Source organism: Bartonella sp. CL70QHWL, assembly GCF_042194855.1.
Lineage (GTDB): Bacteria > Pseudomonadota > Alphaproteobacteria > Rhizobiales > Rhizobiaceae > Bartonella.
This window is the reverse complement of the sequence record NZ_JBHINJ010000015.1, coordinates 14072-27796: the sequence shown is the minus strand read 5'-3', so window position 1 is coordinate 27796 and position 13725 is coordinate 14072. Positions and strand designations below refer to the sequence as shown.

Genomic DNA, 13725 nt, shown 5'->3' with positions numbered 1-13725 from the left:
CCCTTTCTTCCCCCCATTTCCCAACATGCTTTCACATTCATGTCCCTTAAGTTCGCTACGCTCCCTACTTCCCTGCGCCCCTTGTTTGACACCCTCCTCCAACATAAAAACCGGCTCTTTTCTCCCTCTGCTCTTTCCTTTTTATAGAACTTTGCCTCTCCTCAACGCTGCACACGATCCCTTTCTTGCCCGCCTCATTCTTGTTTTGCCCTCCAGCAGACGCTTTGTCTTCATTCCAAGCACCCTTTCTTCCCCCTCCTTCAAAGCAATTTCTGTCCTTAGATGAAAACCTGTCCCAACACTCTTAATTTGCTGTACCATCTTCTCCAAAGCCTCATTAAAACGGCTAATTTCATTTTCAAGCTTGCAAATATACGCTTCATCACGATAAGCCCGTTTAATCAAAGGAGGCATATCCGGCCAATAGAGCATTAAATCCACCCATTCGCGTTGAGAAATCCATAATCCCCCTTGACATTGTGCTTTATGTTCTGCTGGAAAATTCTTTTGCATGAAATGAGGGATCAAAATTTCAGGTTTTTTTGTTTTAATTTCTAATAAGCCATTTTTTCCCACAAAAGCATCGGGGGAAAATCCTTGTCCGCGATCATCAGCCAAAACAAAGCCAATACATTCAGGTTCTGTATGTGTAAGTTCCCCATAAAGCTGTCGTGCGATTGGTTCTAATTCTGTTCCACGTCGCTGAGAAAGCGTTGTTCCTTCCTCAACGGTTTTTCCTGTAATTCTTTCTCCCGCCAATTTCATCATCACACTCTGATAGCGTGAAGTTTTTTGCCCCTGTTTTTTTTGTGCCATAACCATCTCAAACAAAGAAGCCGTAATCAAACCATTACGCACTTTCTGCCATTCTTCTGTTCCTTGAATACAATCGATAATAATTGGCATGACCTTTCTCCCCTTCATCTTTAAAGTGTTTTTTGCAATATATCCTCTTTGAAACATTCATATTTTTAAAGCCTGTGTCCCTCACACGGACTAAAGGCGACAACATCCTTCAATGCATCCTTCAATATTGTGCCCCGAAAACACAAAAACTGCTGCCCCCCTCAACATCCCCCCTCCGCAATTTCTCATATATAGGCTCTTTTCTTCATGCCCCCCCTTTCCCATATCGGTTAAGAAAACCCCCGCAAAGCTCCTCCTCCCAAGCTCTCCCCCCAAGTCGGGCCCCCCCAAGAACGAAAGCATAACGCACACCATTATCACCGCAATGAAAAAGCACTTGGACCCTTTCATTGCGGCTTCCTTTTTCAACCCTGCTATTGCACGACGGAAAAATCATGGCGGCAATATTCTTCCTCCAATTTTTTTGCCATAGACTGAGCCACCTCTTGCGATATAAAAAGTATAGCGTTGTGTTTTTGTGGTTCGAGTCTGATTAAATTTCGCATATTTCCAGCATAATAAAGTGGAATCCCTTGATAAGAAGTCTTGAGATAACTTGGCATGTTTACCACCAATAATCTGTCAAGACATCACATGGGCGTAAACGATGCTGTTTTTCATAAGAGCCATAGAGATTATCTTCATAATCGCAAGCCGCTCTTTCATTTAAACAAGCATGATAAGCTTCACTATTCAAAATGAAGGGCTGCAATTGTGTATTTTCTTCATTCATTTCATGATTTTCGACATAAAAATCAGCGATTTGTTCCGTAACATCTTCAGCATGAGAAGTTGTCAGATCGAGTCGTAAAACTCTATAAACAGTTTCACATTCTTCAATCAGTTCGAGCACTTCTTCGATTTCGTCGATTGGTCCTTCATAAGTACAAGGATTTTCCTCTTCGCATAAAACGATAATGATTTCATCCTCTTTAACGAATGAAATATTTTTCATGATTTCCCCCTTTAGATAGTTGATAAAGCATAGCCTTGTCTTGACAAGACTAAATATAGCGTTAGTCTTATCTCCTCTATAGGAGAGATGTCAACCATTTTATCCTTCATAAAAGATATATTTTAAATATCTACGGGGTTCAAATGACATATGTAAATAAAAATCTATTATTCTTTGTTCCTCTCATGCCCCTTTGTTGTTCTCTATTTGTTCTTACAAAATTGCAATTATAAACACACAGGAGAGATAAAATGAGTGACATAATATTAATAAAATACTGGAGTCGCCTTGATTCAAAAGCACAGAAGGAAGTTATTTTGAAGCTTCGTCAATTGGCCGCCGCAAAAGAGTCAAAATCGCCTGTCTCTCTTGCGGAGAGAGTTTCGAAATAAGCTCTATAAATTCTTTATCTTCAGGGCTAGCCCCTTTACCATAAAGAATATAATTCATACTGATATTAATTTCGTGACAAATTCGCGAGAGGGATTCGATTGTTGGTTCTTTTCCTTCAGAAAGAATAGAATGAAGGTACCCCGCGCCTTTACCGGCAGCGAGGGAGATAGATCTTTTTGACCGCCCACTTTTTTCCAAAGCGATTCTTAATCTTTGACGCCAACCATCGATATTCATAATTTCACCATATAGCGCGTCTTTTTAAAAAAACACGTCCTTTTTATAAAACGAGCTTGCATTATCCTCTAAAAAGGATAAAATTAAGGAAACAAATTTTACTTTTTCGGGGGAAATTTTTTTATTTTTGGATCATAAAAACACTTTAACCACCCTACAGGATATAAAAGACCACTCTCCAAAGCTTCTGCCCAAAAGCAAGTACGTTGAGAATGTGTGGTATTCTTTATTTTTTCCATCACCGCAATCTTAAATCGTAAGTTTGCATGCTCTTCAAGCACAGCCAATCATTTATAAGCGTCGTAAAGAAGCCTCTAGTCATCATCGAACAGAGCCAAAAGCAACACAAGTTAAATCCTTATTTGAGCTTTTATCATCAATAAAAATGTATAAAAAAGAAGAAAGTAGATTGCAGTATGAAACACGCTAATCAACAAGAAACTCCTCATTATGAATCGTCTAGGCTTCCATATGTTTGTTGGTATCAAAATGACTTTCTAGGAGGTGTACGTGGGATGCGCGCACACGAAATTGGAATCTATACGATTCTTCTCAATGAAATGTATGCCCGTGGACGACCTTTAGAAATATCGAAAGAACGTTTAGCGCGTCTTTGTGGTTGTGACAAGCGAACTTTTGTTAATGTTTTAGAAATGCTCATCCAAGAGGGTAAGATTTTAAATTTAGCCAATGGATTATGGAACAAGCGTTGCGAAAATATTTTTCAAGAGCGTGAAAAATTGCTTGAACAAAAATCCTTTGCGGGTCGTTCTTCGGCAAAAAAACGCAAAAAAATCAATGCAGAGATGCAACAACTGCTTAACGAAAGTCCAAAAGATGCTGCACAAAGCTCAGAAGCTCAAAAGACAGAAGAAAAGGAAACACCTTACGGTGTTTTAGAAAAGAAAATTTTGTTTGATGAGACAGAGCCTTGTTTTTCCTTCGAAGAGAACTTTGAACAAAGCGATCATCCATCCTCCTCATCGGCTCTTGATTCACCTCTCTCTTCCCCTCCACAAGAAGAAGCGGAGCAAAAAAACGCCCCCTCTTTAAACGCTCCCCAAGCCGAGTTTACCTCCGCCCCTATCGCGCAAATTGTCACGGGGGAAAAAACAAAATCCGCCACCACTCTTCCCCCCAGCAATCTTTCTGCCTCCATCCCGCTTTGCACCAACAAAAAAACCACTTCCTCAGTTGCCAAAGGGCACCGTCTTCCTGAGCATTGGCAAGCAGACATCAAGGCGGCAGTTTCAGAAGGTTTGAGTGAAAGCCAAGCCCATTGGCAAGAAAAGAAGTTTCGCGACTATTGGCAAGCCAAGAGCGGCAAAGAAGCTCTCAAAGTAGACTGGCAAGCCACATGGCGCAACTGGTTTCGCCGTGAGATCGAACGGCAAGAACAGCAAAAACAGGGAAGCTCCTCATCTTTCATCTCTGAGAACAACGACACCCTTTACCGCAGTTTGATCAACTATAATGACAATTTTTGACATCACAAAAACAACGTATTTTTCAAGCACGCGCGGGGATAAAAATGTTTCAAAACCACAACAGCATCGGACAAAATAACACAGAACAAAGGGCGGCAAAACAACACTTGGATAGGCGATTCACACAGCAAAACGCGTCAACATCGACCATTTTGCTCTCATCACAAAAGCCATTTTCCCCACACAAGGACATCCACAGGCACCCCAACACAAGGCACCCCAACAGGACACTCCAACATGCACCACACCCTCACAGGCATCCGCCCCGCCCTTCTTGCATCCTTCCTCCTTTCCTCAAAGCGCCACTTCCCATGCTCTTGGCAAACAAACACCAACACAGCCATTTCAGAAAAACTCAATGAAAAGCAAACTCTTTGGCAACAAACCCACCCCCTCCACACAGACACCCCAACATACACCCCAACAGGACTCCAACATGCACCACACCCTCACAGGCATCCGCCCCACCTTCTTGCATCCTTCCTTCTTCACCCCCTTCCTCCTTTTCTCAAGGCACCACTTCCCATGTTCTTGGCAAACAAACACCAATACAGCCATTTCAGAAAAACTCAATGAAAAGCAAACTCTTTGGCAACAAACCCACCCCTTCCACACAGGCATCCCAACAGGACTCCAGCATGCACCACACCCTCAAAACAGGCATACCCACCCCGCCCTTCTTTCACCCCCTTCCTCCTTTTTCTCAAGGCACCACTTCCCATGCTCTTAGCAAACAAACACCAACACAGCCATTTCAAAAAGGTTTGAGTGAGAGTCAAGCCCTTTGGCAAGCCAAGAGGTTTCGCGACTATTGGCAAGAAAAGAGCGGCAAAGAAGCTCTCAAAGTAAACTGGCAAGCCCCATAGCACCACGGGACTTTACGATCAGATCGAATGGTGAGAACAGCAAAAACAGAATCCTCACCTCCCACATCTTGAGAAAAACGACAATAATATCACGAATGACCATGAGCACAATTTTTGAAATCAAACAAAAACTTATCTCACAAGCCGATAAAATAGCAGAAATGCTTCTTCCCCAAGGGCACAAACGAGGCAACAATTGGATTGTAGGCAACACACGTGGTGAAGCGGGTCAAAGTTTATCGATTTGCTTAAGTGGTAGTAAAGCAGGACTTTGGTATGATTTTGCAGAAAGCACAGGAGGAGATCTTTTAGACCTTTGGTGTGAAGTCAAAGGCATTAGCCTCTCTCAAGCCTTAGAAGAAGCACGCGCGACTCTCAATTTGACACGCCCCAAACCCTTTATGGCGCCCCATCGTTCCTATCGCCGTCCACCGGTTCCTACAGGGCAGAGCCCGCAGAATCTTGTAAAAACCTATCTCCATGAAGAACGCCGCATTCCTCTAGAGATTATAAAACGTTACCGCATAGGAGAAAATGGCGAAAAAATCATTTTCCCCTTTTATAAACCCGACGGCACCCTTGCTTTAGTCAAAGAACGGCTTGCGCAAACGGGAGCAAAAACCAAACCAACAGCCTCCCAATGTGAACCGATTTTATTTGGTTGGCAAGCCCTTTACCCCACAAACCACCCCTCCACGCACACATCCCAGCAGGCAACCCAGCACACATCCCAGCAGGCATTCCAAAACACCGCCCAGCAGGTACCCTCAACCAACCCCACCTCCACACAGGCACCCCAAAACACCGCCTCAACCAACCACGCCTCCACGCAGGCGCCCCAAAACACCGCCTCAACCAACCACCCCTCCACACAGGCGCCCCAAAACACCGCCACAATCAACCCCGCCTCCACAAAGGCATCCCTGCACACATCCCAGCAGGCATCCCAACACGCACCTCAGCAGGCACCTCAGCAGGCACCCCAAAACACACCCCAGCAGGTACCCTCAACCAACCACGCCTCCACAAAGGCATCCCAAAACACCGCCTCAACCAACCACCCCTCCACACAGGCGCCCCAAAACACCGCCTCAACCAACCACGCCTCTACACAGGCGCCCCAAAACACCGCCTCAACCAACCTCACCTCTACACAGGCGCCCCAAAACACCGCCACAACCAACCACGCCTCTACACAGGCGCCCCAAAACACCGCCTCAACCAACCTCACCTCCACACAGGCGCCCCAAAACACCGCCTCAACCAACCACCCCTCCACACAGGCGCCCCAAAACACCGCCTCAACCAACCACCCCTCCACGCACACACCCCAGCAGGCACCCACGCACGCGCCCCAGCAGGCACCCACGCACGCGCCCCAACAGGCGCCATTCCCCAATTTTTCTTCAACAAACCGTACCATTGTTATCACTGAAGGAGAAATTGATGCGCTATCCTTAGCCGCCTATGGATATCCGGCGGTTTCTGTTCCCTTTGGAGGAGGCAGTGGAGGAAAACACAACTGGATTGAAAATGAATTTGATCATTTAGAATCTTTTGAAACGATTTTTTTAGCCACCGATATGGATCCGCCCGGAGAAGAAGCAGCCCGTGAGATTGCCAGCAGGCTTGGACGCCACCGTTGCTACCGTGTCCGTTTACCCCTTAAAGATGCCAATGACTGTTTAACCGCAGGGATCGATAAAGCCACCATAAAAGCTGCCTTTTCCTCAGCACAAAGCTTTGCCCCAGAAGGTTTACGGCGCGCCTCAGACTATAAAGATCAAGTGATTGGGCTTTTTTGGCCAGAGCCTGAAAAACATCTTGGTTATACGGTTCCCTATCCTAAACTGAAGGACAAATTGCATTTCCGCCCAGCAGAATTAACGCTCTGGAGTGGTGCGAGTGGTGCAGGTAAAAGCCAATTATTATCAGATTGTATTCCCCATTGGATTGCACAAAAGAGTCGCCTTTGCTTAGCGTCTCTAGAAATGAAAGGAGAACAATCACTTCGCCGTTTAACCAAACAAACGGGCGGCTTAGAACAGCCTACAAAAGAGACAATTGAACGGATTCTTCATTTTTTAGACGAAGGGCTTATTCTTTATGAGCATGTTGGCAAATCGAGCGTAGATACCTTGCTTGAAGTCTTTGACTATTGCCGTGCGCGCTATGGCTGCGATCAATTTATCATCGACAGTTTGATGCGGCTTGGCATTGCCTCTGATGATTATGCAAGACAAGAACAAGCGGTTTATAAAATGGTTGATTGGGCTGTTTTAAACAATGTGCATATTCACCTTGTCGCCCATGCCCGCAAAGGCGGTCTGGATAAAGATATCCCCAGCACAGAAGACATTAAAGGCGCCTCAGAAATTGGTGCCAATGCCTTTAACATCATCACCATTTGGCGCAATCGATCGTTGGAAGATAAAATCTTTGCCGCCTCTCTAGCACAAGAAAAAGCAGATTTAGCAAAACGCCCAGGCGTTATTATGAATATTGCCAAACAACGTTCTGGTGATTTTGAAGGCAAAATAGGGCTTTGGTTTGATCCCCAAACCTACCGCTATCGCTGTTCTTTTGAACAATCATTCCCTCGACGTTATCTGTAATACCCCATAAACCCCACTCTCTTAAAAAACGCCACCGCCTTCACACGCGCACGCCTTGCTCCCACAGAAACAACAGGAAGGATCAATCCACAAATAATGAAAAACACCTAATCCTTCGCAAACCAAAGCCAGCTCAACCCCATATACTCTGCTCCCAAAGGCAAACAAAAAAAGATCGCTCCAGCAATGGCGCAAAACACCAACCCCTTCAATAACCACAAACAACGCGTCACCACTCCATTTTGCCGCCCTCTCATATGCAAAATCAAGAACCACTCCAACAGTACAGCAAACACGATCCCCATCAAGGACAGGAGTCCCCACGGTATGTCCATACTCTCCATCCCCAAAAGAGCTAAAAAAAGGACGACTCCTAAAATGCCGTAAAACAGCACTTCCTTCAAAAAGAGGGAAACACCAAAAATACAATAAAACGCCGCTCGCCACCACGGAATATCGAAGCGCTTGGAAAGCCTATAAGTACCAATAACGACAACAATAAAAAGGTAGGAAAACACCAACAACAGCAAAAAAACACCAGCTACCTCAAAAACCAAGCCCATAGAACACGCGCACACCTTGCTCCCTCACAAACAAAAGGAAGGGTAAATCCAAAAATGAATAAAAACACCCAATCCTTCGAGAACCAAAGCCAGCTCAACCCTAGATTCTCTGCTCCCAGACGGGTAAAACAAAGGAGAGTACCCAAAATGCAGGAAAACAGCACAAAATTCAAAGCACGCAACGACCTCTGTAATACCGTATCACCTTGCTCGCGTATAAAGAACCCCAAGAGCACTTTCAACAATACAGACAAGAGCAAAACCTTTAAGAATACCGCCCTTATGCTATCCATATCTCTGACACCCACAGCAGCAAACCACAGGATAAAGCCCATCATGCAACAAAACATAACCGCCTTTAAGAACACTTGCCAAGCAACAGGCATGCTCTTGACGCCCAGATGCACCAAACCAAGGACAGTTGCAAAAATGCAAGAAAACACCGCCCCCTTCAAGAGCAGCTCCCCGTCAACAGCGCGCCTGCCCACGCCCACATAAATAAAACCAAGGTAGGTGGCAACAACGCCATAAAGCACCACCCATCTCCAAAACATCCCCCCTGTAACAGAGCGACGCTTTGCTCCCACATAAATAAAAATCAAGGCCAGAGCAAAAAAGCAGAAAACCCCCAACAACAGCCAAAACATCACATCGTTCGACATCAAATACCCCTCACAGAAAGAACATCAAAGACCACGCCCGTGGGACAGAAAAATGCTCATTTTTTTAAGCCCCCCAACAGTACACGCACACACCGTACCCCTCCAAAGCAAAAAAAGGAAAAAGTCCAACAACGCAGCAAAACACCAGCACCTTCAAAAACATGTCCCGCGCAACCACCATACGCCCCGCTCCTTTATTAAGTAAAAATCAGAGACCATGCCAAAAATGCAGCAAAAGATCAATCCTTTGCAAAGAATGAAAGCCTAAACCCAAGACGTTTTGCCCCTAGACAAATAAGCCCAAGGATAAGACCAAAGACAACGCCAAAAAGAATGTAAAAGACCCACTTGTTTGAGAACCACAACCAAGTCAAACCAAAGTGCTCAGCTTGCCCATAAACAAACTTAGAGGTCACGCCAACAAAGAATGCAAGCACCCCACCCTTAAAAAAGTCCTTCCTTGTAAACCCGAAAAACCTTATTCCCGCATAAATAGAAACAAAGGCGAGAACCAAAGGACAGAAAAGTGCCAACCACTGCAAAAACATCAAATCGTTCGACATCAAATACCCCTCACAGAAAGAACATCAAAGACCACGCCCGTGGGACAGAAAAATGCTCATTTTTTTAAGCCCCCCAACAGTACACGCACACACCGTACCCCCTCCAAAGCAAAAAAAGGAACAAGTCCAATAGTGCCCAGAAACACCCCATTGTTAAAGATCAAAAACCAGTGCCCCCCCATATGCTTGGCTCCGTTATACGCCAATCCAACAACAGCTCCAACAACGCAGCAAAACACCAGAAACTTCAAAAACATGTCCCGCGCAACCACCATACGCCCCGCTCCTTCATTAAGCAAAAATCAGAGACCATGCCAAAAATGCAGCAAAAGATCAATCCTTTGCAAAGAATGAAAGCCTAAAACCAAGACGCTTTGCCCCTAGACAAATAAGCCCAAGGATAAGACCAAAGACAACGCCAAAAAGAATGTGGAAGACCCACTTGTTTGAGAACCACAACCAAGCCAAACCAAAGTGCTCAGCTTGCCCATAAACAAACTTAGAGACAGCGATAATAATGAAGCTCAACGCCAAATTTTTTAAAAAAGCCTTCCTTGTAACCCCGAAAAACCTCATTGCCGCATAAATAGAAACAAAGGCGAGAACCAAAGGACAGAAAAGTGCCAACCACTGCAAAAACATCAAATCGTTCGACATCAAATACCCCTCACAGAAAGAACATCAAAGACCACGCCCGTGGGACAGAAAAATGCTCATTTTTTTTAAGCCCCCCAACAGTACACGCACACACCGTACCCCCTCCAGAGCAAAAAAAGAAACAAGTCCAATAATGCCCGCAAACGCCAGCCCCTTCAAAAACATGTCCCGCGCAACCACCATACGCCCCGCTCCTTTATTAAGTAAAAATTAGAGACCATGCCAAAAATGCAGCAAAAGATCAATCCTTTGTAAAGAATGAAAGCCTAAAACCAAGACGCTTTGCCCCTAGACAAATAAGCCCAAGGATAAGACCAAAGACAACGCCAAAAAGAATGTGAAAGACCTAACTGTTTGAGAACCACAACCAAGTCAAACCAAAGTGCTCAGCTTGCGCATAAACAAACTTAGAGGTCACGCCAACAAAGAATGCAAGCACCCCACTCTTAAAAAAGTCCTTCCTTGTAACCCCGAAAAACCTCATTGCCGCATAAATAGAAACAAAGACAAGAGCAACAAAGCAGAAAACCCCAACCACGGCAAAAAAACCAAATCATGCGGCATCAATATCCCCCACAGCAGTAAAATTAAAGGTAACGCCCATCATGCAAAAAAAAATGCCAATCCTTTCAAGAAGCAAATCCACGCGAGACAACACACTTTTCCCCCATACAGCCTCCCCTATAAACCCCTCTCCTATAAAACAATGACAACATCCACAGAAAGCGACCCCTCACCCTTTTTTTGAAACTTCCCCTCACGCAAAAAGCAGACATAAAAACGTATCCCTCAACAAGCATACAACAGCACAATCCCGTTTCTTTGCATAAACATAAAGAAGCAAACGATAATTTTTAAGGAGATGCTATGACCCATAAGCAGAAAAAAAATATGCAAACCTGCCCGCTTGATCATCAAAATCAAGAAAAGCACATTGGTCATTTAAAGACGCAAGAAATCCCTGTTGAAACGCGTAATCCTTATTTTAAACCCAATCATCGAGAAAGTTCCAGCAACCCGCGCACCATCAATGCCATTGCCAATGCACAAAGCCATCCCATTGCACTTTTATATGCGAAAGGACATCTCAGCAAAGCCCAATATAAAGCGGCAGAACGTTTTTATTTTTACTGGCGTCAAAGCCAAGCCGATCTCCACATGAGCCTTGACTACACCCGTGAAAAGGTTTCCTGTAGCCAAGGGTACATACACCCCATTGAACGTCAAATAGAAGCCTCCAATCATTTAAGAACAATCAAAGTTCAACTGGGTATTCTTGGCTATTCACTGCTTGAACGCGTTATCGGCCATGGACAAGCGATAAAAGAATTAAGTTCTTCAAAACGCAAACAAAACTCCCTTGCCGATCATTTACGAGATTGTTTAGACTTGCTCGCATTTCATTGGGGATATGCAAACCATAAACATTTTGAATAATCCCCCTCCTCGCCATTTTAAGCGGCCTCCCATGTTGCCCCCGCCCCTCTAAAGAAACCTCCCCCACACGGGCTCAAGCATTGAGCAGCTCTCGCCCCCATTTTCATTACCTTGCCCCCCACACCCAAAAGGACAATACTTCACCCCCCACACATACTGAAGATACACCCCACACTCTTAAAAACAAAAAGCCTTCCCCATATCAGTCCTATAATCATGAGGGGCTCTTAATTCGTTTTTGATTGAAGAATATTATCAAGATGCTTGTATGCATCATAATATTTTTAAATATAGTTTAATTAATATCGAGTCTTAAAACAAATATTCAATTGAAAAAAGTGTTGAGTTTTAATGCAAAATGACAAAATTTTTTGTAAAAAGTATTTTTTATATTGCTATTTTTTCAATTCTCTGCTAATTATAATGTGGTAGGTTCTTTAAGTATGATTTTTTGTATTTAGTACGGCCTTTTGAATTTATTCTTTTTTGACACGTCCTGCGAGTCAATGTTAAAATTCTCCTGCTCTTTGGTCCTCTAATTGCGACGGAGGACTTTTTTTTATAACTGTACTTTTTTATGACTGTATTGTCTTAAATCACTTCCTTATGAGCTTTGTTATATTCCTCCATAAGGTCTACCCGCAAAATAGATCATTCTTTTGTCAAATTGACTTGCGTTTCATTCTCAAAGAACAAAGATTCTTAACTCAATCTGATTTACAAACAGCTTGGATACACTTCTCTCTTGGCTTCCATTTCCTCTTGGCTTCCATTTCCTCTTGGCTTCCATTTCCTCTTGGTTTCCATTTCCTCTTGGCTTCCATTTCCTCTTGGCTTCCATTCACTCTTGGCTTCCATTCAGGGATTTTCAGCTAAACTCAAGGCGCAACAGGAGCTTGCTCTGTCTTAAAGATTCACCACGCCCTTAAAAAAACACTTAAAACATATCCAAAGAAGCCTGCTTCATATCACCAAACTTCAAATGACAGTGTTTTACGACATAACAGAATGACTTAACTACTGGATAACTTTCTTTATCGCATAGTCCACCAACAGGTTAATGTATCACGATAATACTTTGATTTATAATAATTTCCAGTTATCCATATAAAATTAAGAGACCCGGATATCATAGGGATTCTCTCATTTCAAATTTATTTCATGTTGCATCAATCAACACCTTGTCTTTTCCACATTACAAACATGAGAGACATATGAAATAAAACACTAGCAAGATAAAGAATCAAAATGCCTCTTATGAACACGCTCAAGAGCCAAAGGCTGTCATCACATGAGGCGCGAATAGTATGATAGTGCAGGCTTTCCCCTTATGAGATTTTAAAGAAGGGCTTATCCACTTCGCAAGAGATTTCTCCATTATCCCATTCATCAATATCCCCATTCATCAACATCCCCATTCATCAACATCCCCATTCATCAACATCCCCATTCATCAACATCCCCATTCATCAACATCCCCATTCATCAACATCATTGTGATGATAAGACAACATAATGTTTTTAAACAAGTACGTAAATGTGCAACACAAATATATTCTATTTAGAACATTCTGTTTTACGTGATTCGCGTAAAACCTCATTAAAAACAAAATCTCTATGAGAAAAAATCTAAAGCGTGAGGATAAAAACATGAAGCAAGCGTGATTCCATTCAGCTATTGCTCTTTAACCGTCAAACCAAATAAAAATAGATCCGGCCAAATAAAAATAGATCCAGAAAGTATGTTAATCTTCCTACCTTAAGAGATAAGCTAAGAATATAGACAACATCTCTCCTAACATTCCCCTTTTTCTAGCATCGCGTAAGAATCAAAAGTTATACAGCTTATTTTGTCATATTATAAAGCACTGTTTTTTTAAGGCGGTATTGAAGCAGTTAAAACAATTGAAGTGTTTAGCCAACGCCATTAGCAAAGCTAAAAAAAACAAACTGTTGAAAAGCCGTGCATATCTTGTGTAAACACAAAAAAAACAAGAAAAAGGCACAAAAATATCTTAATTTTTATAAAAATGCTCAGCGTCTTTTACGATTGTATTGACGAACAACCCTTATCACATAATCATCTTAAATATTGAGAATAAAGAATGAATAGCCCTCGCAAATACAGCAACCTATCAATAAAAATATAAAAACAAATCTTTTGGTTATCTCTGTTTCTTATGGAATATGCCTTTCCCTATGGATGCACTTTAGCCTCCAAAGAGTGCGTTCAATCCATGGAAAGGATGCACTCCAGCCCTTAAAGAGTGCATCCTTCCCCTCAACGGAAACTGCCGAACCCTCATAAAGGCAGTATCCAATCCATAAGAGGATGCACTCTAGCCCTCAAAAAGAGTGCATCCTTCCCCTCAACGGAAACTGCC

At 43.2% G+C, this 13725-nt stretch carries 14 protein-coding genes and 1 pseudogene; 4 read left to right on the top strand and 11 right to left on the bottom strand.

What is annotated here, in order from left to right; genetic code table 11:
* Nucleotides 1-141: 141 nt before the first annotated feature.
* The 4 genes from ACFIJZ_RS07380 to ACFIJZ_RS07365 all read right to left on the bottom strand — a co-directional run bounded on the left by ACFIJZ_RS07380 (nucleotide 142) and on the right by ACFIJZ_RS07365 (nucleotide 2491).
* The gene (locus ACFIJZ_RS07380) at nucleotides 142-906 is read right to left on the bottom strand and encodes a lambda exonuclease family protein (protein WP_273790849.1); all 765 of its coding nucleotides are present in this window, start codon (nucleotides 904-906) and stop codon (nucleotides 142-144) included.
* Nucleotides 907-1280: 374 nt separating this feature from the next.
* Complete coding sequence (locus ACFIJZ_RS07375) at nucleotides 1281-1469, bottom strand: hypothetical protein (protein WP_273790850.1); 189 nt, start codon at nucleotides 1467-1469, stop codon at nucleotides 1281-1283.
* Nucleotides 1470-1471: 2 nt separating this feature from the next.
* A complete protein-coding gene (locus tag ACFIJZ_RS07370; RefSeq protein ID WP_273790851.1) occupies nucleotides 1472-1861 on the bottom strand; it encodes a hypothetical protein in 390 nt (129 codons plus the stop codon).
* A 312-nt stretch (nucleotides 1862-2173) separates the two neighbouring features.
* On the bottom strand, nucleotides 2174-2491 hold the full coding sequence (locus ACFIJZ_RS07365) for an XRE family transcriptional regulator (protein ID WP_273790852.1): 318 nt from the start codon (nucleotides 2489-2491) through the stop codon (nucleotides 2174-2176).
* A 416-nt stretch (nucleotides 2492-2907) separates the two neighbouring features.
* Here ACFIJZ_RS07365 and ACFIJZ_RS07360 point away from each other — a divergent pair, with 416 nt between their 5' ends.
* Nucleotides 2908-3978, top strand: coding sequence for a YdaU family protein (locus ACFIJZ_RS07360; protein ID WP_375631453.1), 1071 nt, complete (start codon nucleotides 2908-2910; stop codon nucleotides 3976-3978).
* 161 nt (nucleotides 3979-4139) lie between these two features.
* On the opposite strand, the gene ACFIJZ_RS07355 is transcribed toward ACFIJZ_RS07360, so the two are convergent.
* Both ACFIJZ_RS07355 and ACFIJZ_RS07350 read right to left on the bottom strand, forming a co-directional pair.
* Nucleotides 4140-4337, bottom strand: coding sequence for a hypothetical protein (locus ACFIJZ_RS07355; RefSeq protein ID WP_375631452.1), 198 nt, complete (start codon nucleotides 4335-4337; stop codon nucleotides 4140-4142).
* Complete coding sequence (locus ACFIJZ_RS07350) at nucleotides 4334-4456, bottom strand: hypothetical protein (RefSeq protein ID WP_375631451.1); 123 nt, start codon at nucleotides 4454-4456, stop codon at nucleotides 4334-4336. Before ACFIJZ_RS07350 ends, ACFIJZ_RS07355 begins: the two co-directional genes overlap by 4 nt.
* Before the next feature lie 94 nt (nucleotides 4457-4550).
* On the opposite strand from ACFIJZ_RS07350, the gene ACFIJZ_RS07345 reads away from it, so the two are divergent.
* Together ACFIJZ_RS07345 and ACFIJZ_RS07340 are read left to right on the top strand one after the other, a co-directional pair.
* Entirely contained in the window at nucleotides 4551-4844 is a 294-nt protein-coding gene (locus ACFIJZ_RS07345; RefSeq protein ID WP_375631450.1) for a hypothetical protein, read from the top strand.
* 101 nt (nucleotides 4845-4945) lie between these two features.
* Nucleotides 4946-7456, top strand: a pseudogene (locus tag ACFIJZ_RS07340) (toprim domain-containing protein); the annotation flags it as partial.
* Nucleotides 7457-7566: 110 nt separating this feature from the next.
* Here ACFIJZ_RS07340 and ACFIJZ_RS07335 read toward each other — a convergent pair.
* The 5 genes from ACFIJZ_RS07335 to ACFIJZ_RS07315 form a co-directional block, all read right to left on the bottom strand.
* Complete coding sequence (locus ACFIJZ_RS07335; RefSeq protein WP_375631449.1) at nucleotides 7567-8022, bottom strand: hypothetical protein; 456 nt, start codon at nucleotides 8020-8022, stop codon at nucleotides 7567-7569.
* Nucleotides 8001-8684: a hypothetical protein gene (locus ACFIJZ_RS07330; protein ID WP_375631448.1), complete on the bottom strand. Its 684-nt coding sequence runs from the start codon at nucleotides 8682-8684 to the stop codon at nucleotides 8001-8003. Before ACFIJZ_RS07330 ends, ACFIJZ_RS07335 begins: the two co-directional genes overlap by 22 nt.
* Nucleotides 8685-8923: 239 nt before the next feature.
* Nucleotides 8924-9247: a hypothetical protein gene (locus ACFIJZ_RS07325; protein WP_375631447.1), complete on the bottom strand. Its 324-nt coding sequence runs from the start codon at nucleotides 9245-9247 to the stop codon at nucleotides 8924-8926.
* A gap of 56 nt (nucleotides 9248-9303) precedes the next feature.
* Nucleotides 9304-9522: a hypothetical protein gene (locus ACFIJZ_RS07320; RefSeq protein ID WP_375631446.1), complete on the bottom strand. Its 219-nt coding sequence runs from the start codon at nucleotides 9520-9522 to the stop codon at nucleotides 9304-9306.
* 58 nt (nucleotides 9523-9580) lie between these two features.
* Complete coding sequence (locus ACFIJZ_RS07315; protein ID WP_375631445.1) at nucleotides 9581-9904, bottom strand: hypothetical protein; 324 nt, start codon at nucleotides 9902-9904, stop codon at nucleotides 9581-9583.
* Nucleotides 9905-10771: 867 nt separating this feature from the next.
* Between ACFIJZ_RS07315 and ACFIJZ_RS07310 the strand changes: the two genes are divergently transcribed.
* Nucleotides 10772-11341: a hypothetical protein gene (locus tag ACFIJZ_RS07310; RefSeq protein WP_273790862.1), complete on the top strand. Its 570-nt coding sequence runs from the start codon at nucleotides 10772-10774 to the stop codon at nucleotides 11339-11341.
* Nucleotides 11342-13725 lie beyond the last annotated feature (2384 nt).